Source organism: Limnohabitans sp., assembly GCF_040400975.1.
In the GTDB taxonomy this organism is placed as follows: Bacteria; Pseudomonadota; Gammaproteobacteria; order Burkholderiales; family Burkholderiaceae_C; genus Limnohabitans_A.
Window position 1 is genome coordinate 15,020 of sequence record NZ_JBBAPF010000012.1, and the last position, 26,134, is coordinate 41,153.

General features: G+C 60.0%; 25 protein-coding genes. 7 read left to right on the forward strand and 18 right to left on the reverse strand.

The features are described 5' to 3' along the window. Nucleotides 1-32: 32 nt before the first annotated feature. From ABWQ00_RS08795 to ABWQ00_RS08820, 6 genes are all read right to left on the reverse strand, one after another. Nucleotides 33-842 (reverse strand): ABC transporter ATP-binding protein, encoded by an 810-nt coding sequence (locus ABWQ00_RS08795; protein ID WP_353238293.1) that lies wholly within the window; start codon nucleotides 840-842, stop codon nucleotides 33-35. 136 nt (nucleotides 843-978) lie between these two features. Beyond that, a complete protein-coding gene (locus ABWQ00_RS08800; RefSeq protein WP_353238294.1) occupies nucleotides 979-2,316 on the reverse strand; it encodes an ABC transporter substrate-binding protein in 1,338 nt (445 codons plus the stop codon). A 108-nt stretch (nucleotides 2,317-2,424) separates the two neighbouring features. After that, on the reverse strand, nucleotides 2,425-3,501 hold the full coding sequence (locus tag ABWQ00_RS08805) for a branched-chain amino acid ABC transporter permease (protein WP_353238295.1): 1,077 nt from the start codon (nucleotides 3,499-3,501) through the stop codon (nucleotides 2,425-2,427). Nucleotides 3,502-3,513: 12 nt separating this feature from the next. Further along, on the reverse strand, nucleotides 3,514-4,443 hold the full coding sequence (locus ABWQ00_RS08810) for a branched-chain amino acid ABC transporter permease (RefSeq protein WP_353238296.1): 930 nt from the start codon (nucleotides 4,441-4,443) through the stop codon (nucleotides 3,514-3,516). A 12-nt stretch (nucleotides 4,444-4,455) separates the two neighbouring features. Then, the gene (locus tag ABWQ00_RS08815; protein WP_353238297.1) at nucleotides 4,456-5,238 is read right to left on the reverse strand and encodes an ABC transporter ATP-binding protein; all 783 of its coding nucleotides are present in this window, start codon (nucleotides 5,236-5,238) and stop codon (nucleotides 4,456-4,458) included. Nucleotides 5,239-5,317: 79 nt separating this feature from the next. Next, nucleotides 5,318-7,264: an AMP-dependent synthetase/ligase gene (locus ABWQ00_RS08820; RefSeq protein WP_353238298.1), complete on the reverse strand. Its 1,947-nt coding sequence runs from the start codon at nucleotides 7,262-7,264 to the stop codon at nucleotides 5,318-5,320. Between the two features lie 157 nt (nucleotides 7,265-7,421). On the opposite strand from ABWQ00_RS08820, the gene ABWQ00_RS08825 reads away from it, so the two are divergent. The 3 genes from ABWQ00_RS08825 (at nucleotide 7,422) to htpG (ending at nucleotide 11,184) form a co-directional block, all read left to right on the forward strand. Next, entirely contained in the window at nucleotides 7,422-8,132 is a 711-nt protein-coding gene (locus ABWQ00_RS08825; protein WP_353238299.1) for a Crp/Fnr family transcriptional regulator, read from the forward strand. 94 nt (nucleotides 8,133-8,226) lie between these two features. Then, on the forward strand, nucleotides 8,227-9,135 hold the full coding sequence (locus ABWQ00_RS08830) for a pseudouridine synthase (protein WP_353238300.1): 909 nt from the start codon (nucleotides 8,227-8,229) through the stop codon (nucleotides 9,133-9,135). Between the two features lie 81 nt (nucleotides 9,136-9,216). Further along, nucleotides 9,217-11,184, forward strand: a complete 1,968-nt coding sequence (gene htpG / locus ABWQ00_RS08835) for a molecular chaperone HtpG (protein WP_353238301.1) — start codon at nucleotides 9,217-9,219, stop codon at nucleotides 11,182-11,184. Between the two features lie 99 nt (nucleotides 11,185-11,283). On the opposite strand, the gene ABWQ00_RS08840 is transcribed toward htpG, so the two are convergent. From ABWQ00_RS08840 to ABWQ00_RS08860, 5 genes are all read right to left on the reverse strand, one after another. Further along, nucleotides 11,284-12,303 (reverse strand): serine/threonine protein kinase, encoded by a 1,020-nt coding sequence (locus tag ABWQ00_RS08840; RefSeq protein ID WP_353238302.1) that lies wholly within the window; start codon nucleotides 12,301-12,303, stop codon nucleotides 11,284-11,286. Between the two features lie 27 nt (nucleotides 12,304-12,330). Beyond that, nucleotides 12,331-13,137, reverse strand: a complete 807-nt coding sequence (locus ABWQ00_RS08845; protein ID WP_353238303.1) for a crotonase/enoyl-CoA hydratase family protein — start codon at nucleotides 13,135-13,137, stop codon at nucleotides 12,331-12,333. Nucleotides 13,138-13,191: 54 nt separating this feature from the next. After that, nucleotides 13,192-14,040, reverse strand: coding sequence for a 3-hydroxybutyryl-CoA dehydrogenase (locus ABWQ00_RS08850; protein WP_353238304.1), 849 nt, complete (start codon nucleotides 14,038-14,040; stop codon nucleotides 13,192-13,194). A 72-nt stretch (nucleotides 14,041-14,112) separates the two neighbouring features. After that, nucleotides 14,113-14,919 carry an ABC transporter permease gene (locus ABWQ00_RS08855; RefSeq protein ID WP_353238305.1) on the reverse strand — a complete coding sequence of 269 codons (807 nt, stop codon included), beginning with the start codon at nucleotides 14,917-14,919 and terminating at the stop codon, nucleotides 14,113-14,115. 2 nt (nucleotides 14,920-14,921) lie between these two features. Further along, nucleotides 14,922-15,851, reverse strand: coding sequence for an ATP-binding cassette domain-containing protein (locus ABWQ00_RS08860; RefSeq protein ID WP_353238306.1), 930 nt, complete (start codon nucleotides 15,849-15,851; stop codon nucleotides 14,922-14,924). A 93-nt stretch (nucleotides 15,852-15,944) separates the two neighbouring features. Here ABWQ00_RS08860 and asd point away from each other — a divergent pair, with 93 nt between their 5' ends. Next, a complete protein-coding gene (gene asd, locus ABWQ00_RS08865; protein ID WP_353238307.1) occupies nucleotides 15,945-16,805 on the forward strand; it encodes an archaetidylserine decarboxylase in 861 nt (286 codons plus the stop codon). A 19-nt stretch (nucleotides 16,806-16,824) separates the two neighbouring features. Here asd and ABWQ00_RS08870 read toward each other — a convergent pair whose 3' ends face one another. From ABWQ00_RS08870 to ABWQ00_RS08885, 4 genes are read right to left on the reverse strand one after another with little or no spacing between them, the layout of a single operon-like run. Next, nucleotides 16,825-17,664, reverse strand: a complete 840-nt coding sequence (locus ABWQ00_RS08870; protein WP_353238308.1) for a uracil-DNA glycosylase — start codon at nucleotides 17,662-17,664, stop codon at nucleotides 16,825-16,827. A gap of 7 nt (nucleotides 17,665-17,671) precedes the next feature. Beyond that, on the reverse strand, nucleotides 17,672-18,169 hold the full coding sequence (rimI, locus tag ABWQ00_RS08875; RefSeq protein ID WP_353238309.1) for a ribosomal protein S18-alanine N-acetyltransferase: 498 nt from the start codon (nucleotides 18,167-18,169) through the stop codon (nucleotides 17,672-17,674). 8 nt (nucleotides 18,170-18,177) lie between these two features. Further along, entirely contained in the window at nucleotides 18,178-18,996 is an 819-nt protein-coding gene (tsaB, locus tag ABWQ00_RS08880; protein WP_353238310.1) for a tRNA (adenosine(37)-N6)-threonylcarbamoyltransferase complex dimerization subunit type 1 TsaB, read from the reverse strand. Next, a complete protein-coding gene (locus ABWQ00_RS08885; protein WP_353238311.1) occupies nucleotides 18,993-19,994 on the reverse strand; it encodes a DMT family transporter in 1,002 nt (333 codons plus the stop codon). Before ABWQ00_RS08885 ends, tsaB begins: the two co-directional genes overlap by 4 nt. Nucleotides 19,995-20,061: 67 nt before the next feature. Between ABWQ00_RS08885 and dacB the strand changes: the two genes are divergently transcribed. From dacB to ABWQ00_RS08900, 3 genes are all read left to right on the forward strand, one after another. Beyond that, nucleotides 20,062-21,669 (forward strand): D-alanyl-D-alanine carboxypeptidase/D-alanyl-D-alanine endopeptidase, encoded by a 1,608-nt coding sequence (dacB, locus tag ABWQ00_RS08890; RefSeq protein ID WP_353238312.1) that lies wholly within the window; start codon nucleotides 20,062-20,064, stop codon nucleotides 21,667-21,669. A gap of 36 nt (nucleotides 21,670-21,705) precedes the next feature. Then, complete coding sequence (locus tag ABWQ00_RS08895; protein WP_019426757.1) at nucleotides 21,706-21,960, forward strand: SemiSWEET transporter; 255 nt, start codon at nucleotides 21,706-21,708, stop codon at nucleotides 21,958-21,960. A 117-nt stretch (nucleotides 21,961-22,077) separates the two neighbouring features. Continuing rightward, a complete protein-coding gene (locus ABWQ00_RS08900) occupies nucleotides 22,078-23,340 on the forward strand; it encodes a lipase family protein (protein ID WP_353238313.1) in 1,263 nt (420 codons plus the stop codon). Nucleotides 23,341-23,404: 64 nt separating this feature from the next. Here the strand turns inward: ABWQ00_RS08900 and ABWQ00_RS08905 are convergent, their stop codons facing one another. Genes ABWQ00_RS08905 through purE form a run of 3 tightly spaced genes read right to left on the reverse strand, consistent with a single transcriptional unit; the run spans nucleotide 23,405 to nucleotide 26,108 of the window. Next, nucleotides 23,405-24,403, reverse strand: a complete 999-nt coding sequence (locus tag ABWQ00_RS08905) for an L-threonylcarbamoyladenylate synthase (protein WP_353238314.1) — start codon at nucleotides 24,401-24,403, stop codon at nucleotides 23,405-23,407. An 8-nt stretch (nucleotides 24,404-24,411) separates the two neighbouring features. Continuing rightward, the gene (locus ABWQ00_RS08910) at nucleotides 24,412-25,602 is read right to left on the reverse strand and encodes a 5-(carboxyamino)imidazole ribonucleotide synthase (RefSeq protein WP_353238315.1); all 1,191 of its coding nucleotides are present in this window, start codon (nucleotides 25,600-25,602) and stop codon (nucleotides 24,412-24,414) included. Beyond that, nucleotides 25,599-26,108, reverse strand: a complete 510-nt coding sequence (gene purE, locus ABWQ00_RS08915) for a 5-(carboxyamino)imidazole ribonucleotide mutase (protein WP_353238316.1) — start codon at nucleotides 26,106-26,108, stop codon at nucleotides 25,599-25,601. Before purE ends, ABWQ00_RS08910 begins: the two co-directional genes overlap by 4 nt. Nucleotides 26,109-26,134: the final 26 nt, after the last annotated feature.

Genomic DNA, 26,134 nt, shown 5'->3' on the forward strand with positions numbered 1-26,134 from the left:
GATGATGGATGGCTCGATGGATGCACAAGGCATCAGGCCAGCCAGCGCTTGCGGCGCTTGTAACTCTTGACGTCCTTGAAGCTCTTGCGTTCACCGCCGCCCATGCCGAGGTAAAACTCTTTCACATCCTCGTTGGTGCGAAGATCTGCAGCCTCACCGTCCATGACGATGCGGCCCGACTCCATGATGTAGCCGTAGTCCGAGTACTTGAGCGCCATGTTGGTGTTTTGCTCGGCAATCAGGAAAGTGACCTTTTCCTTGTCGTTCAAGTCCTTGACGATGTTGAACACCTCTTCAACGATCTGAGGGGCCAGGCCCATCGAAGGTTCATCCAGCAGCATCACGCTGGGGTTGGTCATCAGGGCGCGACCGATGGCACACATCTGCTGCTCACCACCGGATGTATAGGCCGCTTGTGAAGTGCGACGGGTTTTCAGACGCGGGAAGTAGGTGTAGACCTTGTCCAGGTTGGCCGCAATCTCGCCTTTGTCGGTACGGGTGTAACTGCCGGTCAGCAAGTTTTCCTCGATCGACAGGTGGGCAAAGCAATGACGCCCTTCCATGACCTGCACCACACCCCGATTGACCAGGTCAGCGGGTGTGAGATTTTCGATGCGTTCGCCACGCAGCTCGATGCTGCCTTTGGTCACATCGCCACGCTCGCCTTTGAGCAAGTTGGAGATGGCGCGCAAGGTGGTGGTCTTGCCTGCCCCGTTACCACCCAGCAAGGAAACGATGCCCTGCTCCGGCACTTGCAGGGACACGCCCTTGAGCACCAAGATGACGTGGTTGTAGATGACTTCGATGCCGTTGACGTTCAGAACAATGTTTTTGTCACTCATGGACTGTGCCTTTTAAGGATTTGGAGGTTCAAGCCAAATGGAACCGCTGCACGCAAGGGTTTCATTTGGCAGCTGCGGGCAAGCTCACGCCTGCTGCAGCCGACAAGCTGCCGCTTGCGCGGCAGCTGGACTCAGATCAAGACTGGCAATCCGCAGGAGTGCGGCGTGTGATCTTCTTCTCGGCAGCGTACTTGTCGGCAGATGCTTTGACCAAAGGCTTGATGATCTGCTCATCAGCCTGCAGCCAATCAGATGCCCAGACAAACTTGCTGCCGTCCCAGGTGTGAACACGAGCCCATGCAGAGCCCATGTGATCGGAACATGAAGTGGAGACAGGACGCATGACACCCTTGAAGCCCAACGCATCCAATTTGGCCTGCGTCAAGTTCAAATTCTCATATCCCCAGCGAGCTTGCTCACCGGTCATGACTTTGCCTTTTCCAAACCGCTCCTGCGCTTGGCGAACGCCTTCAACAGCCAACATGGCACCCACGACACCGCGCATGTAAAGCACTTCGCCCACTTCGGCCTTGGGTCCGGTGCCCTGACCTTTGTCATGCACTTTCGCCAAAATTTCCTTAGCGACTGCAGAACCTGGCTCCGCGCCGTGCTGCATCATCACTGCGTTATAGCCCTTGGCTGCAGCGCCGATGTCCTTGAGATCGGGTTCAGCACCAGACCACCATGTACCAAACATTTTTTCACGCGGATAGCCTGTGGCAACAGCTTCCTTGATCGATGTCGCCGTCATAACACCCCAGGTTTGGAGCATCACGTAGTCGGGGCGCTGCTGACGGATTTGCAACCAAATTGCTTTTTGTTCCACGCCTGGCGCAGGAATCGGCAACAACTGCAAGGTGAAACCGTGCATGGCAGCACGCTCTTGCACGATGGGCAGCAACTCTTTACCAAACGGACTGTCATGGTATGCGACAGCAATTCTCTTGCCCTTGAGGTTATCCCAACCACCGGCCTGCTTGGCGATATGCTGCAACAAAACGTCGCCAGCAACCCAGTAGTGGCCAATCAATGGGAAGTTCCACTTGAACACACCACCATCGGCAGAGTCACTGCGGCCATAACCAGAAGTGATCATGGGGATTTTGTCAGCCGGGATTTTCTCGGTCAGCGCAAATGTGATGCCTGTGGACAAGGGTTGGAACACGGTAGCCCCACCATGTTTGCCCTTAAGGCGTTCATAGCACTCAACACCACGGTCTGTCGCATAAGCGGTTTCACACTCTTCAACCAAGGTTTTGACACCGTTGATACCGCCCCGAATATTGACCAGCTTCATGTAATCGGCGAAGCCGTTTGCAAAAGGCGTGGCATTGGGCGCAACGGGACCTGTACGGCCCGTCAAGCTTGGGAAAAACTGCACTTTTTCTTGCGCCATCACAGCAGTGGTGGTGACCACCGCCGACAAGCCTGCGCAAGCCAACGTGGCCAACATGGCTAACTTTTTGAGCTTCATGTAACTGTCTCCTTCAATCGTGTGAAAAATATCAATGGACCCATCATTCAAGTTTCAATGGTGGATTGACCGCGCACATAAAAATCGCTTGCCAACTCACCCTGTCACTCAGTGCGGGAAGGGCCACAACCGCAACTTCTGCTTGGCAATGCTCCAAAGCTTGGCTAAGCCATGAGGCTCGGCAATCAAGAACCAGACAATCAAAGCGCCAAAAATCATGTACTCGACGTGGGAGACCAAGGCGGTGGAGATTTCGACTCCGAAAAGCGCACCCAAAGCCGGCAAGAACTGATTCAGGAAAATCGGCAAGATCACAATGAAAGCTGCACCAAAAAAGCTTCCCATGATGGAGCCCATGCCGCCGATGATGACCATGAACAGCAACTGGAAAGAGCGGTCAATGGAAAACGCCGCAGGCTCCCAAGAGCCCAGGTGCACGAAGCCCCAAAGGCCGCCAGCCACGCCGATGATGAAAGAGCTCACCGCGAAGGCACTCAGCTTTGCGTACATGGGACGTATGCCAATCACAGAGGCCGCAACGTCCATGTCGCGTATAGCCATCCACTCCCGACCAATCGCAGAACGAACCAGGTTTTTGGCAAGCAAGCCAAAGACCACCAAGAAGCTCAAGGCAAAAAGGTATTTATCGACCGGTGAATCAATCACCCAACCGAAAACTTGAAGATCTGAGACAGCCACAGATCCGGAAGAACTGTCGTTGGTAAACCAATCGATACGGCTAAACGCCCAATCACAAAAGAATTGAGCCGCCAATGTCGCTACAGCCAGATAAAGACCCTTGACCCGCAAGCTGGGAATGCCAAAAACAATGCCCACCAATGTGGCAAAAATGCCACCAGAGAGCAAGGCCAAAATGACCGGCATCCCGTCAATTCGCACATAGGTGTTGTAGGCCATATAGGCGCCCACAGCCATGAAGGCGCCCGAGCCCAAGGAGATCTGACCGCAATAACCTACCAGAATATTCACCCCCAAAGCGGCCAAAGCCAAAATCAGGAACGGAATAAGGATCGCACGGAACAAGTACTCATCGGCAATGAGGGGCACACCGATGAAGGCGAAGGCGATGATTGCCAGGATGACCCAGCGGTCTTGCGCGATGGCAAAAATCTGCTGGTCGCTGCGGTAAGAGGTCTTGAACTGACCGTTTTCTCTGTAAAACATGTTTTTCTCTCCTTACACGCGGTCGATGATCTTTTCGCCGAACAAGCCTTGTGGACGGAACAACAAAAAGACGAGAGCCAGCATGTACGCAAACCAAATTTCAATGCCGCCGCCCACAAACGGGCCCAAATAAACCTCGGACAACTTCTCGCCTACACCAATGATCAAGCCCCCGATGATGGCGCCCGGCACCGAAGTCAATCCACCCAAAATGATCACAGGCAATGCACGCAAGGCCACGGTGGTCAGGGAGAACTGAACACCCAATTTGGAGCCCCAGATGATGCCGGCCACCAAGGCAGTGATACCCGCGACAAACCACACAATGACCCAGATGCGGTTGAGCGGAATGCCGATCGACTGCGCGGCCTGGTGGTCATCCGCCACCGCGCGCAAGGCCCGACCAGTTCCGGTCTTCTGGAAGAACAGCGACAAGACCACCACCAACAAAGCAGCAATGCAAGCCGCGTAAACATCTTCTAGGCTGATCAACACACCACCAGGGAATAGCGACTCGAAAAGAAAAACGGGTTCTTTCGGCATGCCCACATCGATTTTGTAAATGGCACTGCCAAAAATCGTCTGACCCAAGCCATCGAGGAAGTAGGTGATGCCCAAAGTGGCCATCAGCAAGGTCACACCCTCTTGGTTCACAAGATGTCGCAACACCCATCGCTCGATCAACCAAGCCAGCACATACATCAATGCTGCAGCCAGCACAAAAGCGATCAAGTTACCCAGAAACTTGTTTTCAAGCCCCAGCCAACCCGGCACCCATTCGGCAAAACGGGCCATGGCCAAGGCGGCGAACAGCACCATCGCACCTTGCGCAAAGTTGAAGACACCCGAGGCCTTGAAGATCAAGACGAAGCCCAGGGCAACGAGGGAATAAAGCATGCCGGCCATGAGGCCGCCAAAAAGAGCTTCCAGGAAAAATGCCATGTCTTATTCTCCTCAGTGGCTGGTGCCCAGATAGGCACTGATCACTTCTTCGTTGTTGCGCACTTCTTCGGGTGTTCCGTCGCCGATTTTTTTGCCGTAGTCGAGCACGACCACACGGTCCGAAATATCCATCACCACACCCATGTCGTGCTCGATCAGCACGATGGTTGAGCCGAACTCGTCGTTCACATCCAGAATGAAGCGGCACATGTCCTGCTTTTCTTCCATGTTCATGCCGGCCATCGGCTCATCCAGCAACAGCACTTGGGGTTCCATCGCCAAGGCGCGGCCCAGATCGACCCGCTTTTGCAAGCCGTAAGGCAACTGACCCACAGGCGTCTTGCGGAAAGCCTGGATCTCCAAGAAGTCAATGATGTGCTCCACAAATTCGCGGTGCTCTTCTTCCTCGCGCTGGGCAGGGCCGAGGCGCAAAGCCTGCATGAACAGGTTGCTTTTGATGCGCAGGTTGCGGCCGGTCATGATGTTGTCGATCACGCTCATGCCCTTGAACAAAGCCAGGTTCTGGAACGTGCGGGCGATGCCCATTTCGGCCACCTGGCGGCTGTTCATGTGACTGAACTTTTGGCCACGGAAGGTGATGCTGCCCTCTTGCGGCGTGTAAACGCCGTTGATGCAGTTGAGCATCGAGCTTTTGCCCGCGCCATTGGGGCCAATGATGGCGCGCACTTCGTGCTCGCGCACATTGAACGAAATGTCCGTGAGCGCCTTCACGCCACCGAATCGCAAACTGATGTTATTGACGTCCAGGATGACGTCGCCGATTTTCTTGGTCATTTGACCCCCACGCTTATCATTTCATGTACTGCGCTGCCCCCCAAGGGGGTCTTCGCAACTTGGAGCGGTCCGGCCTTGCTCATGCTGCTGCCTTCACGGGTGTGAATGTTTTGGCGTCGGAAATTTTGAGCGTGGCGCTGACGCTGCCAGTGCGGCCGTCTTCAAACTTGACCACGGTTTCGATGAACTGCTCGGTCTTACCGCCATACAGGCCATCGACCAATGGTTTGTATTTGTCGGCAATGAAACCGCGACGGACCTTGTTGGTACGGGTCAATTCACCGTCATCGGCATCCAACTCTTTGTGCAAGATCAAAAAGCGCGAGACCTGGCTGCCCGCCAGCATGGCGTCCTCGGCCAGATCGGCATTGACCTTCTCCACGCATTCCTGAATCAGCTGGTACACCTCGGACTTTTGCGCCAAATCGCCGTAGCCGGCATAAGGCAGGTTGCGGCGCTCGGCCCAATTGCCCACCGCATCAAAGTCGATGTTGATCATCACGCACACTTTTTCGCGCTGGTCGCCATAGGCCACCACCTCTTTGATGTGCGGGAAGAACTTGAGTTTGTTCTCGACGTATTTGGGCGCAAACATCGCGCCATCGTTGGCGCCACCCTGGATGCGGCCCACGTCTTTCACACGGTCAATGATCTTGAGGTGGCCATGGCTGTCAATGAAACCTGCGTCGCTGGTGTGGTACCAGCCGTCGGCGGTGAGCACCTCTTCAGTGGCCTTCTGATTCTTGTAATAGCCCTTGAGCAGCCCAGGCGACTTGACCATGATCTCGCCGTTGTCAGCCACCTTGATTTCCACGCCCTTGCAGGGCACGCCCACGGTGTCTGCGCGCGCTTCGTTGTCGGGCTGCAGGCACACAAACACGGCAGTTTCGGTGGACCCATAGAGCTGCTTGATGTTGACGCCGATCGAACGGAAGAAAGTGAACAAGTCGGGGCCAATCGCCTCACCCGCGGTGTAGGCCACGCGCACGCGACTGAAACCCATGTTGTTGCGCAGCGGGCCGTAAACCATCAGATTGCCCAGGGCATACACCAGACGATCGGCCAGGCCAACCGATTGGCCGTCCATCAAGGCCGGGCCCACTTTTTTGGCCACACCCATGAAGTAGTGGAACAGCTTGCGCTTGAAGTTGCCAGCGTCTTCCATGCGAATCATCACGCTGGTGAGCATGCCCTCAAACACGCGGGGCGGCGCGAAGTAATAAGTGGGGCCAATCTCTTTGAGGTCGATGGTCACGGTGGCCGATGACTCAGGGCAATTGACCACATAGCCACAGGCCAACCACTGCGCGTAGCTGAAGATGTTCTGTCCAATCCAGGCCGGAGGCATGTAGGCCAGCACATCTTCTGCGTTGGTCAGCTTGTCAAACTCGGCCCCCGCTTCGGCGCGGTCAATCAGCGAGCTGTGCGTGTGCACCACGCCCTTGGGATTGCCCGTCGTGCCGGACGTGAAGAACATGGCCGCCACATCCGTCCAGCTCGCCTTCTCGACCTCTTCGCTGAAAAACTGGGGGTGCTGCTTCGAAAACACGCCACCGGCTGCAATCAATTCTTCGAGCGAGCCCAGACCGTCTTCGGTGTACTTGCGAAGGCCACGCGGATTGTCGTAATAAATATGCGTCAACTGCGGGCACTGCTCGCGCACTTCCAGCATCTTGTCGACCTGCTCTTGGTCTTCCACCACGGCAAAGCGCACTTCGGCATTGGTGATGGGGAATACACATTCAGAAGCAGCGGCATCCTGGTACAGCGGTACGGGGATCGCACCGAGCGACTGCGCAGCCAGCATGGTGGCGTAAAGCCGTGGGCGGTTGGAGCCGACCACGATCAAGTGCTCACCGCGCTGCAAGCCGGCCTGATGCAAACCACAGGCCACGGACTGAACCAGCCCGGCCAAATCAGACCAGGTGATGATCTGCCAAATGCCATATTCTTTTTCGCGCAATGCAGGTGCCGAGGGGCGCTCGGCAGCGTGCTTGAGCATCAAACGGGGAAACGTTGTTTGCATGACCTGACCTGTCTCCAATAACGGTGCATCGAACGCAATGCGACTTGAACTGAAATGAATCGTAAGCAGTCATTTGACGTCGAGTTGTCGTTTGGACGACAATTCAGGGAAGACCCTTAGCGCAACTGACCTCATCCTGACAACCCATCTCCTCCGCATGGCCAAAGAAAACAGCGTTCACCAAAGGCGAAGGGCTCCCACCGATGCAGAACTCCAAGAAATCCCTTGGTTGGGCCTGTTGACGCCGGATGAGCAAGCTCAAATCGTGCCGCAGCTGGTGGTGAGCGACCCACAAACGGGTGACTACGTGTGTCGCGTAGGCAGGCCTGTGACCTATTGGTTTGGCGTGATCTCGGGGCTGTTGAAAATGAGCACCGACAACGAAAGCGGTCAAACCATGACCTTCACAGGCGTACCACCCGGCGGCTGGTTTGGTGAGGGCACCGCGATCAAGCGGGAAATTTACCGCTACAACATTCAGGCTTTGCGACCCAGTGTTGTCGCTGGCATGCCTCTGGACAGCTTTCACTGGCTGATCGATCACTCGCTGGGCTTCAACCGCTTCATCATGCACCAGCTCAACGAACGATTGGGGCAATTCATCGCCGCGCGAGAAATGGACCGCATGACCAACCCCGAACTGCGCCTGGCCAGACACCTGGCCGCACTGTTCAACCCGGTGTTGTTTTCAGGGGTTGGCGAGGTGCTGCGCATCACCCAGCAAGAGCTGGCCTATCTGGTGGGCCTGTCGCGGCAACGGGTCAATGAGGCACTGCGGGTACTGGAGGCCAGGCATCTGATTCGGGTCGAATACGGTGGACTGCGAATCCTGGACTTGGAGGGGCTGCGGACAACACAATTTGTGTAGGCCAGCGGCTCAAGTCGAAGGCTTACCCACCCCACGCGCTGTCGCCATAAAAAACAGCGGACAATTGGGCAACCTTTTTTAGCCATCAGAACCCATGACCCAGCCCCCGGTATTCCAACGCGCCCCTCGCCCCGAAGGCAAAGGCGACACTGCTGCGCCCGGGGGCACGTCGCGCCTGAACAAGCGCATGGCCGAGCTGCGCATGTGTTCGCGCCGCGAAGCGGACGCCTGGATTGAGCAAGGCTGGGTCAAAGTCAACGGCCTGCCCGCCAGCATGGGCCAGCAGGTCACGCTGTCAGACCGCATCACCATTGACAAAGCCGCCGAGCAGCAACAAGACCGCCAAGTCACCATCTTGCTGCACAAACCCATGGGCTACGTGAGCGGCCAGGCCGAAGACGGGCACGAACCAGCCATCACCCTCATCAACCCTCGCAGCCACTGGGGCGGTGACCCGTCCAAACTGCGCTTCACCCCGCCGCACTTGCGCGGCTTGGCCCCAGCCGGACGGCTGGACATCGACTCCACAGGTCTGCTGGTGCTGACACAAGACGGCCGCGTAGCGCGTCAGCTGATCGGCGAAGACTCGGAGATGGAAAAAGAGTATCTGGTGCGCGTGGCCTATACCGGCCACGAAAACACCGCTGCGGCATCGACCGCATCGGCCACCTATGGCGGCAAAGCCAACCAGCTCACAGCCATTGGCGACTTCGACCGGGTCAGCGCCAACGTGCAAGCCGTGTTCCCCAAAGACCAGCTGGAGCGCCTGCGCCACGGACTGAGCCTGGACGGCAAGCCTCTCAAGCCGGCCAAAGTCGACTGGCAAAACCCCGAGCAATTGCGCTTTGTGCTGACCGAAGGCAAAAAGCGCCAAATCCGACGCATGTGCGAACAGGTGGGCCTGAAAGTGGTCGGCCTCAAGCGCATCCGCATGGGCGGCGTACAGCTGGGACAAATGCCACCGGGCCAGTGGCGCTACCTGGGTCCGAACGAATCATTCTGACCCCTTGAAACGCCGCCTGACGCCCCAAGCTAAGGGGCGTTTTGGTTTTTTGATCTTCTGTTTTTTACCTCTTGAATCGATATGAGCAAGCAAACCCATGCCTTTCAGGCCGAAGTCGCACAACTGCTGCACCTGGTCACCCACTCGCTGTACTCCAACCAGGAAATCTTTCTGCGCGAGCTGATCTCGAATGCCTCGGACGCCTGCGACAAGCTGCGCTTTGAAGCACTGAACAACAACGCCCTGTACGAAGACGCGCCCGACTTGCGGGTGCACTTGTCTTTCGACAAAGCCGCGAAAACCCTGACCATCACCGACAACGGCATCGGCATGACAGCGCAAGAAGCGATTGACCACCTGGGTACCATCGCCAAAAGCGGCACCAAGGACTTCATGAGCAAGTTGAGCGGCGACCAGAAGTCGGACGCCCAGCTGATCGGCCAGTTCGGCGTGGGCTTTTATTCAGGCTTCATCGTGGCCGACAAGATCACCGTGGAAACCCGACGCGCCGGTGCCAAGCCTGAAGAAGGTGTGCGCTGGATCAGCGGCGGCACGGGCGACTTCGAGGTCGAAACAATCACCCGTACCGAGCGTGGCACCAGCGTGATCCTGCACCTGCGCGAAGACGCGCTGGAATACGCGAACACTTGGAAGCTCAAGGAAATCGTCGGCAAATATTCCGACCACATCAGTCTGCCCATCTTGATGGAAAAGGAAGAGTGGAAAGACGGCGAGCTGATCGACCCCAAAGACGAAAACGGTGGCCGTCAACCTGGCGCCATGGTCAAGACCGGCGAGTGGGAAACGATCAACAAGGCCAGCGCCTTGTGGACCCGGCCCAAGAAAGACATCACCGACGAGCAATACGCCGACTTCTACAAACAAATCAGCCGCGACTTTGAAGCGCCACTGACCTGGACCCACAACCGCGTGGAAGGCAGCACCGAATACACACAGTTGCTCTACATTCCCGGCAAAGCGCCGCACGATCTGTGGAACCGCGACAAGAAGGCCGGCATCAAGCTCTACGTCAAACGCGTCTTCATCATGGACGATGCCGAAGCGCTGATGCCCAGTTACTTGCGCTTTGTGAAAGGTGTGGTGGACTCGGCCGACTTGCCCCTGAACGTCAGCCGTGAGCTGCTGCAGGAAAGCCGCGATGTGAAAGCCATCCGCGAGGGCTGCACCAAGCGTGTGCTGTCCATGCTGGAGGACTTGGCCAAGCACGACAAGGCGCCTGAGAGTACAGACGGTGTCACCGATGTCCTGAGTGACGAAGACAAAGCCAAGTTGGGCCAGTACACCAAGTTCTACGCCGAGTTCGGCGCAGTGCTGAAAGAGGGCCTGGGCGAAGACTTTGGCAACAAAGACCGCCTGTCCAAACTGCTGCGCTTTGCATCCACCACCAGCGACACCGTGAGCGTCAGCTTTGCCGAATACAAAGCCCGCATGAAGGAAGGCCAGGACGCGATCTACTACATCACCGCCGATACCCTGGCCGCTGCCAAGAACAGTCCTCAGCTCGAAGTCTTCAAGAAAAAAGGCATCGAGGTTTTGCTGATGACCGACCGTGTGGATGAGTGGGCGCTGAACTTTGTGCATGAGTTCGACGGCACCCCGTTGCAAAGCGTGGCCAAGGGCGCGTTTGATCTGGGCAAACTGCAAGACGAAGAAGAAAAGAAAGCCGCCGAGGACGCGGCCGAAACCTTCAAGCCCGTGCTGGCCAAGCTCAAAGAAGCGCTCAAAGACAAAGCCGAAGACGTGCGCGTGACCAGCCGCCTGGTGGACAGCCCTGCCTGCCTGGTGGTGACCGACGACGGCATGAGCATGCAACTGGCCCGCATGCTCAAACAAGCCGGCCAACAAGCGCCCGAAGTCAAGCCTGTGCTGGAGGTCAACCCCGAGCACGCGCTGGTCAAAAAGCTCGACGGCTCGGTCCACTTCCACGACCTGGCCCACATCCTGTTTGACCAAGCCCTGCTGGCCGAAGGCGGCTTGCCTGCTGACCCCGCGGCTTATGTGAAGCGGGTCAACGCCTTGCTGAGCTGATCGACACTGACCCAGCAAAAAGCCCCGCCGGACTCGCGTCTGGCGGGGCTTTTTTCATGGGTCACACGACCACTCGATCGATGGTGAGACCTACATGACTCAAACCACCAGCGGCGCTTCCTGCATTTGCTCAACCTGCTCTTGCAGCATCAGCACTTGGCCGCGCCAGTAGTCGGGTGTGCCGAACCACGGAAAGTTGACCGGGAAAATCGGGTCTTCCCAGCGCCGTGCCAACCAAGCGCTGTAGTGGATCAAACGCAGTGTGCGCAGCGGCTCGATGAGCTGAAGCTCGGCGCGGTCAAAGTCGCGCACTTGCTCATAACCATCGAGCAAAACCGACAGTTGCTGCGTGCGCTGCGCCCGGTCGCCCGACAGCAGCATCCACAGGTCTTGCATGGCCGGGCCCATACGGGCGTCGTCCAGGTCCACAAAGTGCGGACCGCCGCCGGGCAACTCAGTGGGCGTCCACAAAATGTTGCCCGGGTGGCAGTCGCCGTGCAGGCGAATCAAGCGGCGGTCTGCTGCGCACATCGCCATTTTTTCTTGCACCAAGGCCAGCGCTGCGGCAAAGGCCTCACGCCATTCGCGCTCGACTTCCAGCGGAATCATCTGGTGCTTTTGCAGCCACTCGGCGGGCTCGAGCGCAAAGGTCTGCACATCGAGCGTGGGGCGCTGCGCAAAAGGCTTGGCCGCGCCCACGGTGTGGATGCGAGCCAGAAAACGGCCGACCCATTCAAGCACTTCAAAATCGTCCAGCTCGGGCGTGCGACCGCCACGCAAGGGGCTGACCGAAAAATCAAAGCCAGCACTTTGGTGCAGGGTCTGGCCGTTCAGCACCAAGGGCGCGACCACGGGCACTTCGTCCCCCAGCAGTTCGGCCGCGAAATCGTGTTCTTCCTGAATCTGCTCTCGGCTCCACCGCCCTGGCCGGTAAAACTTGAGCACCACCGCCGAGCTGCCTTGCACGGGTTCATCCAAGTGCGCACGGTACACGCGGTTTTCGTAAGAGCTGAGCGCCAGCAAACGGCCGTCGGGCCACAGGCCCAGATCGGTCAGGGCGTCCATCACCCGGTCGGGGGTGAGTTCGGCGTAGGGGTGCAAGGCGTTCGAGTCGGTCATGCGCCGATTGTGGCGCACGCCTGACGCTCACTGACCGCTAAAGCGTGCGGCTCGTTTTTCGACAAAGGAGCGCACGCCCTCGGCTGCGTCTTCGCTGCGCGACAAGCGCTGCTGCACCGGCAAAAAGTCGTGCATGGCCACCAGCGGGCCGTGCTCCACCGCTTTGAGCACGTTTTGCCGTGTGGCCACCACCGCCAGCGGGGCCTGGGCTGCGATCAGTGTGGCAATGCGCATGGCCTCGGCCAACAGGCCCACAGCAGGCACCACCTTTTGCACAAAGTTCAGGCGCAAGGCTTCGGTGCTGTCGAACACATCGCCGGTGAGCAAATGCAAAAGCGCATGGCCCGTGCCCGCCCGTTCGGCCATGCGCAGCGTGGCCCCGCCCGTGGCCATGATGCCGCGCTGCACCTCCAGTTGTGAAAACCGGCAGTCGTCGGCCGCGACCACGATGTCAGCCGCCAGCATCAATTCGATGCCAAGCGTGTAGGTGATGCCCTGCACCGCCACCACCATGGGTTTAACGCGGCGACGGTAGCCGTCCATCCCGAGGTTGAGCGGGTCCACCAAGCCCAGCGGCACGGCTTTTTCGCCACGCTGCATGAGCGGCGCAATGGTGGGCAAGTCCAGACCGGCCGTGAAATGGTCGCCCGCCGCACACAGCACACCCACGCGCAAGGCGGGGTCGTCGTCCAGCCGGGTGTAGGCCTCGCCCAGCTCGCGGAACATCTTGGGCGTGAAGCCGTTGCGCTTGGCCGGGCGGTTGATGCAAATTTGCAGGACTGCGCCGTGCACGCTGCAGTCGATCTGGCCTTCGGGGTGGGAGGTGGTGTTCATGGTGGGGATGTTAGGCCGTCCATCACCCTGCACACGTTCACACAAGTGACAAGCTCAGTACTTGTAAACACCCTGCCCGGTCTTGCGACCCAAACGGCCTGCAGCCACCATTTCCTTCAGCAGCGGGCTGGGGCGGTATTTGCTGTCGCCGAACTCCTTGAGGTAGACCTCCATCACGGCCAAGCACACATCGAGGCCGATCATGTCGGCCAGCGCCAGCGGGCCAATGGGCTGGTTGCAGCCGAGCTTCATGCCCGCGTCGATGGCTTCGGCTTCGGCCAAGCCCTCGCCCAGCACAAAGAAAGCTTCATTGATCATGGGCACCAGGATGCGGTTGACCACAAAGCCAGGGGCGTTCTTCACGGTGATGGGCGTCTTGCCAAGCGCAAGCGCCATGTCGTGCACCGCGTCGTGCGTGGCGTCGCTGGTCTGCAGGCCGCGAATGATTTCAACCAGCGCCATCATGGGCACGGGGTTGAAGAAGTGCATGCCAATGAAGCGGTCCGCACGCTGCGTGGCAGCGGCCAGTTGCGTGATCGAGATCGACGAGGTGTTGGACGCGATGATCACATTCGGGGCCAGCAGGCCGTCGAGCTGCTGCAAGATCTTGACCTTGAGCTCGTGGTTTTCGGTAGCAGCCTCGATGACCAGCTGCGTACCCTTGAGGTCGTCGTAGCTGGTCGAGCCTTGAATGCGGGCCAGCGCTGCGGCCTTGTCGGCCTCGCTGATCTTTTCTTTGTTGACCAAGCGGTCCAGGCTTTTGCCCACCGTGGCCACGCCCTTGGCCACAGCCGCGTCCGAGATGTCGACCATCACCACCTGGATGCCCGACACCGCACACGCCTGTGCGATGCCATTGCCCATGGTGCCTGCGCCAATGATGCCTACGGTCTGGATGCTCATGTTCGATCTTTCAATGAATGTATGGAGACAAAGGATTTATCTTAGCGGGTGAGCAGGGGCAGATTTCTGACGTCAATGCCTGAACCGCTTCCTCGTCAAGGCCAACGCAATCCAGAACGACACCCCTGCAAATATCGCCAGCACCCCCACCAGCCGCACAGGCTCGTCAGGCCAACGGTCCATGAACATGGGCCGCACCAGATCCACCGCCACCGACAGCGGCAACCAATCGGCGATCACGCGCACGAAGGCGGGCAGTTGCTCACGCGGAAAGAAGATGCCCGAGAGGAACATCATGGGCGTGAGAAACAGGGTGAAGTAGTAGGTGAAGAAGTCATAGCCTTTGGCCAACGCGTTGAAGATCAACGCCATGCAACTGAAGGTGATGCCCACGCCCAGCAGCACCGGCCAGGCCACCAGCAGCTTCCAGCTGTGGCTGATGCCCAAAGCGAGCATCACCACCAAAATGGCCGTGACGCTGAACAGCGCCTTGAAAGCGGCCCAGAGCATTTCGGCCAGCACCACGTCATCGAGGCGCACCGGGGCGTTCATGATGCCGTCCCAGGTTTTTTGCACATGCATGCGCGAAAACGCTGAATACAGCGCTTCAAAGGTGGCCGCGTTCATGGCGCTCATGCAGATGCTGCCGCTGGCCAAAAACAAGATGTAGGGCACCTTCTCGCCGCCCATCTCGACCTGCCCGATGAGCGCGCCCATGCCATAGCCAAAGGCCACAAGCCACATGAGCGGCTCGGCGATGTTGCCCACCAAGCTGGGGATGGCCAGCTTTTTCCAAACCAGCCAGTTGCGCAAAAACACAGGCCACCAGCGCATGGACAGGCGGGGCGCGGCCCAAATGTTGTTTTGGATTTGACTCATGGTCAGCCTTCCTCTCGGATCTGCCGTCCGGTCAACTTCAAGAACAGGTCTTCCAGATTGGAAGGGCGGTGCAAAGTGCGCAGGGCGGGCCAAGCTTGCAGCGCCTGTATCAGCCCACGGCTGTCCAGGGTATAAAAGAACACAGTCTCGCCGCTGACTTCGACACGCCCAGCCAGCGCTTTCAATGCGGGCTCTTCCGCCAAGGCCACAGCGCCTTGACCAAACACCTCGACCACTTCGGGCTCCAGGTGCTCAGCGATCAAATCGCGGGGCTTGCCCTCGGCGATCTTGCGCCCATGGTCCAGCACCAAGAGGCGACCACACAGGCGCTCGGCCTCGTCCATGAAGTGGGTGGTGAGCAAGATGGACTTGCCTTCTTGCAGCAGCACCTGGAGCCGCTCCCACATGAGGTGACGCGCCTGAGGGTCCAGGCCTGTGGTGGGCTCGTCCAGCATCAAGAGCTGCGGCTGGTTGATGAGCGCACGCGACAAACTCAAGCGCCGCTTCATGCCGCCCGACAACTCGCCGGGCTTGGCCTTGGCTTTGTGGCTCAGAGCCCCAAATTCGAGCAGCTGCGGAATGCGCTCGCGGATCACGGCGTCGGGCAGGCCAAAGTAGCGACCAAAGACCAGCAGGTTTTCTTCCGCCGTGAAATCCGGGTCCAACGTGTCCATCTGCGCGACTACGCCCAAGCGGGCCTTGATGGACAAGGCGTCTTGGGGCATTTGCAATCCGTCGAAATAGCGGATGGCGCCACCATCGGGCTGAGACAAACCCAGGCACATGCGCAGCGTGGTGGTTTTGCCCGCCCCGTTGGGGCCGATCACGCCCAGACATTCGCCAGGCTCGATGTGGAAGGACAGGTCATTGACCACCGTGGCATCGCCGTAGCGTTTGACCAGGTGTTCGACCGAAAGCAATGGGGTATTCATGTCGGAATTGTGCCTGTGGCCGCTTGCCCGAGCGCCGTGACGGGTGACCGATAAAATCACGACCTTGTCTTGATCCGCCCCAGCGGCCCTCTCATGTCCCCTTCTTTTTCTGACCGCTTGGCGGTTTTGCCGCAATACCTGATCCCCAAACAAGCCCTGACCGCTTTTGCAGGCTGGGTGGCGGGCAGCCAATGGGGCAGCGCCACCACTGGCATCATCAATTGGTTTGTCAAGCGTTACAACGTGAACATGCTGGAGGCCGCCAACCCGGACACGGCCAGCTACAAGAGCTTCAACGAATTCTTCACCCGCCCGCTCAAGGCCAGCGCACGCCCCTTGGCTGCCGCTGCCTATGTCAGCCCGGTGGACGGGGCCATCAGCCAATGCGGCCCGATTGAAGGCGACCAGGTGTTTCAGGCCAAGGGGCACAGCTACAGCACCCGCGCCCTGGTGGGTGGCGATGCGGCGCTGGCCGCGCAGTTTCAAGACGGCAAATTTGCCACGCTGTACCTGAGTCCGCGCGACTACCACCGCATCCACATGCCTTGTGCGGGGCGCCTGACGCGCATGATTTATGTGCCGGGTGATTTGTTCTCGGTCAACCCGACCACGGCCCGCGGCGTGCCGGGTTTGTTTGCCCGCAACGAGCGCGTGGTGTGCGTGTTTGAAGGGCTACACGGTCCGTTCGTGATGGTGTTGGTGGGCGCGACCATTGTGGGCAGCATGGCCACGGTGTGGCACGGCGTGGTCAACCCACCACGCCCCGGTACAGTGCGTGAATGGACTTATGAGATGGGCAGCATCAGTTTGACGCAGGGTGAAGAAATGGGGCGCTTCTTGCTCGGCTCTACCGTGGTGATGTTGTTCCCCAAGGGTGTGATGCAATTCAACCCCGGCTGGGCACCGACGCGACCCATCGTCATGGGCGAGGGGATGGGCAAGGAAAGAGGCTAAGCCAGGCCGCTGGCCAATTTCAAGCTTGCGCCACTTTGAGCGCCAACACCAGATCGGCCCAAGCTTTGGCCTTGTCAGCCGGCGTGCGCAGCAAATTCGTGGGGTGGTAAGTCACCACCACGGGCACCCCTTGGAAATCGTGCACCGTGCCCCGCAGTTTGCCCATGGGCTCGGTGCTGCCCAAGAGGCTCTGGATGGCAAAACGGCCCATGGCCAAAATCACCTTGGGTTGGGCCAGTGCCACTTGGCGTGACAAATAGCCGGCACACACCGCCAACTCGGTGGCTTCGGGGTTGCGCCCGGCAGGCGGGCGACATTTGACAGCGCAGGTCAGGTAGGCCTCGACCCAAGGCGCTTGGCCCTGCGCAGGCGGCAGACCTTGGCGGCGCACGCCCACGGCTTTGAGCATGTTGTCGAGCAACACCCCCTCTGGGCCGGTGAAAGGCAAACCCTGTTGATCGTCCTCTGGCAAGGGCAAATCGCCCACCACCATCCAGTCGGCCTGTGCTGCAGCAGCGCCCCACACGGGGGTCTGGCGAGCAGCGCTCAAAGCACAAGACTGGCACGCTTTGACCGCAGCCTGCAAGCTATCCCAGTCCATGTTTGACACGCCCTCTGGCAAGGGCTTGGATGCCACGCCGGACGGTGTCGCAGCCGTGGCCTTCTGCTCGCTGGATGTGGCGCTGGCCGCTGGCCGCTGGGGCCGGGGTACTGAGGGCGCCTGAGTCATTGCCGGGGTCTGGACAGGCTCGGCTTGAACCGATTCATGGGCGGTTGGCGGCCACCACACGCGCACGCCCATTTCGGCCAGCATGGCGCGTTGGCGGTCGTCCAGGTCAAATCGGGTGGGGTCGCTCATGTGGGGCTCACAGTTTCAAACTCATCACCACAGCGTGTTCACGCTGCAGCCGGCCTGCAGGATAGTAATCCTTGCGGATGCTGATCTGCTTAAAGCCATACCGCTCATAAACCTGCAAAGCACGCAGGTTGCTTTGGCGTACTTCCAGCCAAAGCCACAAAGCACCCTCTTGGCGCGACATGAGGGACAAGGCGTCCAGCATCATGTGTCCCCAGCCCAGCCCTTGGTGTGCAGGCGCCACCGTGATGTTGAGCAAGTGCATTTCTTCCACGCCGCGCATGGCCAAAAAATAACCCAACAATTCACCGTCCAGCCACAGGCATTGGGCGTCAAACAGCGGGTTGAGAGAGTCCCGAAAATTGCCCAGCGTCCAAGGGTGGCTGTAAGCGGTTTGCTCGATGGCGATGACCTTGTCCAAGTCGCTCTGTGTCATGGGGACCAAAGTGACGCGGTTGCGCGTTGCTTCGGTCGGCCGATGACGGCTCAAAGCTTTGTCGAGTTTCATGCCCGAGCTCATGACTGCGCTGTGGCTTGGCCCTGATGGGCTTGCAAAGCCAAGGCCTTCAGAGCTTCTCGCTCGGCGGTGGTGTTGGCCACCTTGTCGCGGATGTACAGCGGCATGGCCTGCTCAGCGGGCACGGCCAGTCCCTGCGCCCACAAAGCAGGCGCCAGGCGCAGCAAAGCCGAAGCGGTGGGGAAGGCCTCACACCGCAGGGCTTGGGCCAATGCAGAGGGCAAGCGCTCGCCATAGGCCGCAAATGCATTGCCGGCCAAGTACAGCGCTGGATCCATTGGCAGCACTTGAACTTTTTCGGGGGCCGACACTTGCAAGGGCGAAGCTTCGCGCCATTGCCCATGCTGCTGCTCAGGCAGCCGCTGCCAGGTGTACGCGGCGCTGTACACCTCGTCCATGCGGGCGTCCAGCAGCGCCAGCACAGTCAACTCGTTGATCTCGCCTGGCGATGGGGATGCAGCGTCATAGAAGCCTGCCTGCAGCCGAGCCCAGCGGGCCTCTTCGGCCACCGCCATCAAGGTGTCTACGGGCAAAACCGGCACATCCACGCCAAAAGCCAAACCCTGGGCCACGGCACAGGCGGTGCGCAAACCCGTGAACGAGCCTGGCCCCCGACCAAAAACGATGGCCTCCAGCGAAGCCAGCGGCATCTCGGCCTCGGCCAGCATGGCCAACACCGCGGGAATCAAGTTGCTCGAGGCCTGTGCGCCGCCGGGCAAGGTTTGCGTCCAAATTTGGTCTCCGCGTGCCACGCCCAAAGACAAGACATCGGTGCTGGTGTCAAAAGCCAGCCAACGGCGCTCCGATGCCACACTCATGGCTGACCTCCGGTCTGCGGCGGTGCGCTTACGTGGGCAGGGGCAGGGCTGGTGTCGGATTTTTTGGCCTGCCTCACACCGAACAAGATACCGCCGGTCACCAACGCCAGCCCGGCCAGCAAATTCCAGTGCATGGGCTCACCCAAAAACCAAACCGCCCCCAGCGCCGACAAGCCCGGCACCAGCGCCGTGATCATGGTTGAGCGCACCGGACCGTAATAGCGGACCATCTGCGTGAAGGTGATGCCTGAAATGACAACCGAGCCCACGCCTTGAAACACCGCCTGGAACAGGATTTCGGACCATGGCGCTTGGTGCAGTTGCGTGGGCAAGATGGACAAACCCACCAACACGGCAAACAAGGGCACAAAACACACAAAGGCAAAGGCCGTGATGGCCATGGTGGCGCGCACCGCATCAAAACCATGGCGTCGCACCAGCACGCTGTAGCTGGCCCAGCACATGGCGGCGGTCATGAACAGCAAGTCACCCTTCCAGACCTCACCGCCATCAAAAGCCATGAGCAAACTCGCACCCCCCACCAGCACATCGCCCAGCACGATGAAGCCCAGGCCCAAGGCACGAGTAGCGGCCACTTTTTCGCGCAAAAACAGCCAGGCCAACAAGGTGGTCCACAAAGGCAAGCTGCCGGGCATGAGCACCGACGCGTGCGAGGCTGGTGCATAAAAGAAACCGGTGTAAGCCAAGATGGCGTACAAAAACCCACCCAAGAAACCGGTTTGCACCGTTTGGCGCAAAGGCAGGGGCGACAAGCCCCACAAAGAACCCACCTGTTCACCCGCCCGACGAGCCGGACGCATCAGCCACCAAGCCCAAGGCAGCAGCACCGCGCTGGCCCCCAAGATGCGGGCCAGCGCAATGTCCAGGGGCAGCAAACCCCGCGATGCAGACGCTCGCGCAATGACAATGAAACCGGTCCAGATGAGCACCGTGATGACCGCAGAAGCCAGCCCCACGGTTTTTGAAGAAAATCGCATGGCCCGAATCATAGTGCCCCGAGGGCGACACCCCGGTCCACGGGTAGGGGCGGGTTAGACTCACCCGATGACTTTGACCCGTCCCCCTCACCCTTGGACAACGCTCAAGCCATGGGGCTTCGGGGTTTTGCTGCTGGCCGCTTTGGGCGCATCCCAGGCCGCGTCTGCAACGGCCGCCACCAAGGCCACGGCATCCGAAGAAAGCGCAGCTTCAACGGGCCGTGCACCCCAAGCCGATCTGCCCCCCGGTATTTTGAAAATCTTGCGCCAAGCGCAGGTGCCCCCATCGGCATTGAGTGTGTTGATCGCGCCTTTGCTTGCCGACGCCAAAGCATCGCAAGCGGCGGCACCGCGTTTGTCCCACCACGCCCAAAGCAGCGTCAACCCGGCATCGGTCATGAAGCTGTTCACCACCTACGCAGGCCTGAGCCTGCTCGGGCCTGAGCACACTTGGCGCAACCGCATCTACACCGATGGCCCTGTACGGGACGGTGTGTTGCAAGGCAACCTGATTGTGCGAGGCAGCGGCGACCCCAAGTTGGTGGTCGAGCGCCTGCAAGATTTGCTCAAGCAAGTGCAAGCTGCGGGCGTTCGGGAGGTGCGGGGTGACATCGTGCTCGACCGCAGCGTGTTTGATGTGCGCGAGCGCAGCGAACCTTTTGACGACGAGCCCCTGCGCCCCTACAACGTGGGACCCGATGGCTTGCTGCTCAATTTCAAAGCCGTGATTTACACTTTCACACCCGACCCGGCCAACGGCCAGGTGCAGGTGCGTTTTGAGCCCCCGTTGGCGGGTCTGTCGGTCACCAGCAAACTGCCTTTGACCTCATCCCCTTGCACCGACTGGCGACGCCAGTTGCAGGCTGACTTCAGCCAACCGCTGCAGGTTCGGTTTGCCGGAGGCTACCCCGCCAGTTGTGGCGAGCGGGAATGGCCCGTGGCTTTTCCGGACCCCGCCCAATACGCCCCGCGTGTGTTGCAGGCCCTGTGGGCTGGCGCGGGCGGACAACTGAGCGGACAGGTGCGCTACGGTGCACGCCCAGCCCAGGCCCGTTTGCTGGTGGATGCACCCTCCTTGCCGCTGTCGGAAGTGATCAAGGACATCAACAAGTTCTCCAACAACGTGATGGCCCAGCAGCTGTACCTCTCGCTGTCGAGCGAACTGGGAGCGCCCGGGCGCTTTGAAGCCTCACGCCTGCGCATGTCCCAGTGGTGGCGGCATGGCTTTCCCGCGCAAAGCGAACCGGTGCTGGACAACGGCTCCGGCCTGTCGCGCACCGAGCGCAGCACGGCGCAAGCTTTGACCGCCTTGTTGCAGGCAGCCCACGCGGGGCCTCATGCCCAGGCCTTCACCGACTCCTTGGCGGTGGCGGGCGTGGATGGCACGGCCGCTCGCCTGAAAGAGCGCAACCCCCAATCGCCTGTGATCGGCAATGCCTGGCTGAAAACCGGCTCGCTGCGCGATGTGGCTTCGGTGGCCGGCTATGTGCAAGGCCAAAGTGGCCAGCGCTACACCCTGGTCGCGGTGCTGCACCACCCCAACGCCCACCAAGCGCGGGCCGCGCTCGACCAGTTGCTGGAATGGACGGTGCGCGACCTGGATTCGACCACGGCCAGCCGCCGCGCCCGCTCAAGCCATGACCGCAACGCCGCACCAAGCGGCACGACGCGATAAGACCCCAAAGACAGATCTCTCCTAAGGACTTGGACCATGAATTTGATCGACTGGGTGGGCTCTGTGGCCGCCTTTCTCACCACGGCCAGCTTCATACCGCAGGCTTGGCAAACTTTTCGCACCCGCGACGTGAGCGGCATCTCGCTGGGCATGTACAGCCTGTTCACCTCAGGGGTGGCGCTGTGGCTGGTCTACGGCATCTTGATGGTGGCCTGGCCCATCATCATCGCCAACGTCATCACCACCAGCCTGGCGCTGATGATTTTGGTGATGAAGCTGCGGTACCGCTGAGCTTCAAGGGATACCGGTAAATGGGTATTAACCCCATGGCTCACAAGGGATACAAGCCTTAGGATTTATCGAAATCGCACGGTCGTTCGATTTTACAAATCAAAAGGAGACTCCCATATGGCATCTTTCAAACTCAGTCTTTCCCTCATCAGCGCTGCTGCACTTCTTGCCGCTTGCGGTGGCTCCGATCCGGTCAACGGCTCACTGATTGACGCGCCGTCAACTTTGGCAACATTGACCAAAGCCCAACTTGATGCAAGTGGGTTGATCGCCCTGAGCGGCCCCGCAAAATGCGATGTCAAGCTCGTCAGTCTCAATTACGTGACGCCCGGTGCCAAAGGCGAATCGTCCAACGCATCCGGTGTTTTGCTATTGCCTACGGGGGCAGGTTGCACGGCTGCAGCCCCACTGGTGGCCTACGCAAAAGGGACAGATGTGCAAAAACCACGCACACTGGCCAATCCGCTCGATGGAGAAACTGGCCTATTGGCCGCCATGTACGCAGGCCAAGGCTACGCCGTCGTGGCCACCGACTACCTGGGCTTTGCCAAGTCCAACTACAGCTACCACCCTTATTTGCACGCTGACTCCCAAGCAACCTCCGTCATCGATTCCATCCGTGCTGCACGCAACGCCGTGTCGTCCCAAGGTGGCAGCCTCAATGGCAAAGTCATGCTGACGGGTTACTCTCAGGGCGGTCATGCTTCCATGGCAGCACACCGTGCCATAGAAAAAGACCTGGCCTCCGAAATCAATGTGGTCGCTGGCGCCCACTTGGCAGGTCCTTACAACTTGTCTGGCTCCATGAAACTGCCCGATGCCATTGCGGGTTACCAGTTCTTTGTGCCTTACCTTGTCACCGCCTGGCAAAAGATTTATGGCAATTTGTACAGCGATGTCAAAACCGCCTTCAAAGCACCTTATGCCGAGTGGGTTGAAAGCCTTTTACCCAACCCGACCCTCAACTACACCACCTTGGTGACCACTGGCAAATTGCCTGGCATCAATGGCGAGACGCCCAATCAGGCCCGTGACGCCTTGTTTCAGCCTGCATTCACCAGCGACATCTTGACCAACCCCAACAACCCCACTTTCTTGGCGGCCAAAAAGAACGACCTGCTGGATTGGTCTCCAAAGTCTCAAACCATGCTCTGCAGCGGCAGTGGTGACCCCACTGTGCCCCAGGCCATCCACCAAAACGTCATGAAAGCCGCGTTTGACGCCAAGGGGCTGACGAACGTGTCCTCGGTCGATGTTCACCCGCTCATTGTTCAAACTTATGGGCCCATCACCATGGCCAACATCGCCAACTACCACGGCACTTATGCCCCACCGTTTTGCCACGCAGCGGCCAAATCGCTGTTTGACGCGATGAAGTAATCGCTCAAACACCGCCACAAGGCCCGCGTCATGCGGGCCTTGTTTTTTCAAACTGGCGAAAGACTCAAGCCGCAGCCCGCTGCAACCTGTCCCGCACGCCTTCCCACTCGGGCGTGTCGGGCGGCAGTTGCACCCATATTTGCGTCACAGCTCTGGCGTCCAGATCGCGCAGTACGCCAAACAAATCGTGCGCTGCCTGCTCGGCGCTGTTCGGCTGAGCACGCCACAACACACCAGCACCGTCGCTGCCACTCGGTCGCTCGTTGGACCACAACCCTAGGTTGTTCGCGTGAGGGCCCAAGGCCTGCAGTTTGGCGGTGATGTCTTGCGTCGACATCAGGCGCACCTTGGCACGCGGTGCGTAGTGCGATTCGAGCGTGCCCGAGGCGCGCGGCGCGGCCTGGCCGCTCACATCCTGTGGGGCATCCTTACCCCGAACAGCACGACCACATGCAGCCTCGACCTGCGCCCGCGTGATCTGCCCCGGCCGCAGCAAAACGGGTTCACCCCGCGTGCAGTCGATGATGGTGGACTCGATGCCGACCTCGCAGTCACCGCCGTCCAGAATCAACAAGTCGGAGCCCAGCTCGGACTGCACATGCGCGGCGCTGGTGGGGCTCACGCGGCCAAAGCGGTTGGCGCTGGGGGCCGAGACACCCAACACGCCCAGCGGCAAGCAGGCTTGCAACAAAGCTTGTGCCACGGGGTGGGAGGGGCAACGCAAACCAATCGAGTCTTGCCCACCTGCCGAAGCCGTGGCCACGCCGGGCTGGCGCGGGAGGATCAAGGTGAGTGGGCCGGGCCAAAAAGCGGCCATGAGCTCTTGCGCAAAGTCGGGCACTTGCGCGGCAAACAGCGGCACTTGGTCCCGGCTGACCACATGCACGATCAGCGGGTGGTCGGCCGGGCGGCCCTTGGCCACAAAGATTTTGGCCACCGCCGCGTCGTCGCTCGCGTTCGCGGCCAGGCCGTAAACCGTCTCGGTGGGCAGGCCGACCAACTGGCCGTCACGCAGGGCTTGTGCAGCCTGCGCGATGGCGGCGTCTGAAGCACTCAGGATCATGGTGGTCTTTAAAACGCTTCGATGCCGAGCAAGGCCGCCGCTTGCAAAGCCGTGGCGCGTACGGCCTCAGGCGTAGCACCCGTGATGTTCAGGTGCCCCATCTTGCGACCAGGACGGGCCGACAACTTGCCGTAAAGGTGCAAGTGCGTGCCGGGCAGCGCCAGCACTTGGCCCCAAGCGGGGCTGGTCGGTCCCTTGCCTGTGGGCGTGACTTCGGGCCACAGATCGCCCAGCAGGTTGAGCATGATGGCGCTCGAATGCTGACGCGGCTGGGTGAGCGGCAAACCCGCCAAGGTGCGCACCTGCAGCTCGAACTGCGACTGGTCGCAGGCGTTCATGGTGTAGTGGCCGCTGTTGTGCGGGCGCGGTGCCATCTCGTTCACGACCAGCTGGCCGCCTTCGAGCAAGAAGAATTCCACGCAGAGCACGCCCACGTAGTGAAGGCCTTCGGCAATGGCGCGGGTCGCGGCCACCGCTTGCGCGGCCACGTCGGCCGGCACGGCACCTTCGTACACGCTGGTCACGGCCAAAATGCCATCGCGGTGCAGATTCAGTTGCACCGGAAAATTCACCATCTGCCCGTCGGCGCCACGCGCCACGATGACCGAGCACTCAGCCTGCAGCGGCAGCATTTTTTCGAGCACGCAAGGCACCCCCTTCAACTCGGCCCAAGCCTGTGCCAGTTCTTCACGGGTCTTGACGCGGATCTGGCCCTTGCCGTCGTAACCCATGCGGGCTGTTTTCAAAATACCGGGCAGTAAATCCTCGCCCACCGCAGCCAACTGCGCGGCCGTCTCGATGACGGCATGCGGGGCCACCGACACACCGCAGCGCACAAAGTGGGCTTTTTCGGCGGCGCGGTCTTGCGCAATCGCCACCGACTCGGAGGCTGGCGCCACCGGGCGGTGTGCGCCCAAGGTCAGCAGGGCCGGTGCAGGCACGTTTTCAAACTCGGTGGTGATGGCCGCGCAGCGTTGCATCAGCTGTGCCAGGCCTTGCTCGTCCAGATAATCGGTCTGGATGTGGTGGTGACTCACCCGCCCGGCGGGACTGGCCGCATCGGGGTCGAGCACTGCGGTGAAGTAGCCCATGGCTTGGGCCGCGTGCACGAACATGCGGCCCAGCTGGCCACCGCCCATCACGCCCAGCGTGGCCATTTGGCCATTGACCATGGAGCCCGGCAATATGGCGCGGCTCATGCAGCACCTGTGGGTGAAACGGGCGGCAGTGTCATGGCGCGGGCCATGGCGGTTTGCTCGTCGCGGAAAACCTCGAGCTTGGCGCGCAGAGCCGGGTCGTTGTTGGCCAGCATGGCCACTGCAAACAGGGCCGCGTTGGCCGCACCTGCAGCGCCAATCGCAAAAGTGGCCACCGGCACGCCCTTGGGCATTTGCACAATGCTGTGCAGCGAGTCCACGCCCGACAGGGCCTTGGTCTGCACCGGCACACCCAACACCGGCACCACGGTTTTGGCCGCGATCATGCCCGGCAGGTGGGCCGCGCCGCCAGCGCCAGCGATGATGGCCTTCAGGCCCCGCTTGGCCGCGCTCTGTGCATAAGCAAACATATCGTCCGGCATTCTGTGGGCCGAAACCACGCGGGCATCGTGAGGGATGCCAAACTGTTGGAGAATCTGGACTGCGTGCTGCATGGTGTCCCAGTCGGAGCTGGAACCCATGACGACGCCGATGAGCGCTTGAGTCATTGGGTGCTTTTCGTGATCAATCTCGA

Excerpts from the sequence above, each read along its gene's own strand:
- ABWQ00_RS08795 (WP_353238293.1), bottom strand. The coding sequence starts at position 842 with ATGAGTGACAAAAACATTGTTCTGAACGTCAACGGCATCGAAGTCATC.
- ABWQ00_RS08800 (WP_353238294.1), bottom strand. The coding sequence starts at position 2,316 with ATGAAGCTCAAAAAGTTAGCCATGTTGGCCACGTTGGCTTGCGCAGGC.
- ABWQ00_RS08805 (WP_353238295.1), bottom strand. The coding sequence starts at position 3,501 with ATGTTTTACAGAGAAAACGGTCAGTTCAAGACCTCTTACCGCAGCGAC.
- ABWQ00_RS08810 (WP_353238296.1), bottom strand. The coding sequence starts at position 4,443 with ATGGCATTTTTCCTGGAAGCTCTTTTTGGCGGCCTCATGGCCGGCATG.
- ABWQ00_RS08815 (WP_353238297.1), bottom strand. The coding sequence starts at position 5,238 with ATGACCAAGAAAATCGGCGACGTCATCCTGGACGTCAATAACATCAGT.
- ABWQ00_RS08820 (WP_353238298.1), bottom strand. The coding sequence starts at position 7,264 with ATGCAAACAACGTTTCCCCGTTTGATGCTCAAGCACGCTGCCGAGCGC.
- ABWQ00_RS08825 (WP_353238299.1), top strand. The coding sequence starts at position 7,422 with ATGGCCAAAGAAAACAGCGTTCACCAAAGGCGAAGGGCTCCCACCGAT.
- ABWQ00_RS08830 (WP_353238300.1), top strand. The coding sequence starts at position 8,227 with ATGACCCAGCCCCCGGTATTCCAACGCGCCCCTCGCCCCGAAGGCAAA.
- htpG (WP_353238301.1), top strand. The coding sequence starts at position 9,217 with ATGAGCAAGCAAACCCATGCCTTTCAGGCCGAAGTCGCACAACTGCTG.
- ABWQ00_RS08840 (WP_353238302.1), bottom strand. The coding sequence starts at position 12,303 with ATGACCGACTCGAACGCCTTGCACCCCTACGCCGAACTCACCCCCGAC.
- ABWQ00_RS08845 (WP_353238303.1), bottom strand. The coding sequence starts at position 13,137 with ATGAACACCACCTCCCACCCCGAAGGCCAGATCGACTGCAGCGTGCAC.
- ABWQ00_RS08850 (WP_353238304.1), bottom strand. The coding sequence starts at position 14,040 with ATGAGCATCCAGACCGTAGGCATCATTGGCGCAGGCACCATGGGCAAT.
- ABWQ00_RS08855 (WP_353238305.1), bottom strand. The coding sequence starts at position 14,919 with ATGAGTCAAATCCAAAACAACATTTGGGCCGCGCCCCGCCTGTCCATG.
- ABWQ00_RS08860 (WP_353238306.1), bottom strand. The coding sequence starts at position 15,851 with ATGAATACCCCATTGCTTTCGGTCGAACACCTGGTCAAACGCTACGGC.
- asd (WP_353238307.1), top strand. The coding sequence starts at position 15,945 with ATGTCCCCTTCTTTTTCTGACCGCTTGGCGGTTTTGCCGCAATACCTG.
- ABWQ00_RS08870 (WP_353238308.1), bottom strand. The coding sequence starts at position 17,664 with ATGAGCGACCCCACCCGATTTGACCTGGACGACCGCCAACGCGCCATG.
- rimI (WP_353238309.1), bottom strand. The coding sequence starts at position 18,169 with ATGAAACTCGACAAAGCTTTGAGCCGTCATCGGCCGACCGAAGCAACG.
- tsaB (WP_353238310.1), bottom strand. The coding sequence starts at position 18,996 with ATGAGTGTGGCATCGGAGCGCCGTTGGCTGGCTTTTGACACCAGCACC.
- ABWQ00_RS08885 (WP_353238311.1), bottom strand. The coding sequence starts at position 19,994 with ATGCGATTTTCTTCAAAAACCGTGGGGCTGGCTTCTGCGGTCATCACG.
- dacB (WP_353238312.1), top strand. The coding sequence starts at position 20,062 with ATGACTTTGACCCGTCCCCCTCACCCTTGGACAACGCTCAAGCCATGG.
- ABWQ00_RS08895 (WP_019426757.1), top strand. The coding sequence starts at position 21,706 with ATGAATTTGATCGACTGGGTGGGCTCTGTGGCCGCCTTTCTCACCACG.
- ABWQ00_RS08900 (WP_353238313.1), top strand. The coding sequence starts at position 22,078 with ATGGCATCTTTCAAACTCAGTCTTTCCCTCATCAGCGCTGCTGCACTT.
- ABWQ00_RS08905 (WP_353238314.1), bottom strand. The coding sequence starts at position 24,403 with ATGATCCTGAGTGCTTCAGACGCCGCCATCGCGCAGGCTGCACAAGCC.
- ABWQ00_RS08910 (WP_353238315.1), bottom strand. The coding sequence starts at position 25,602 with ATGAGCCGCGCCATATTGCCGGGCTCCATGGTCAATGGCCAAATGGCC.
- purE (WP_353238316.1), bottom strand. The coding sequence starts at position 26,108 with ATGACTCAAGCGCTCATCGGCGTCGTCATGGGTTCCAGCTCCGACTGG.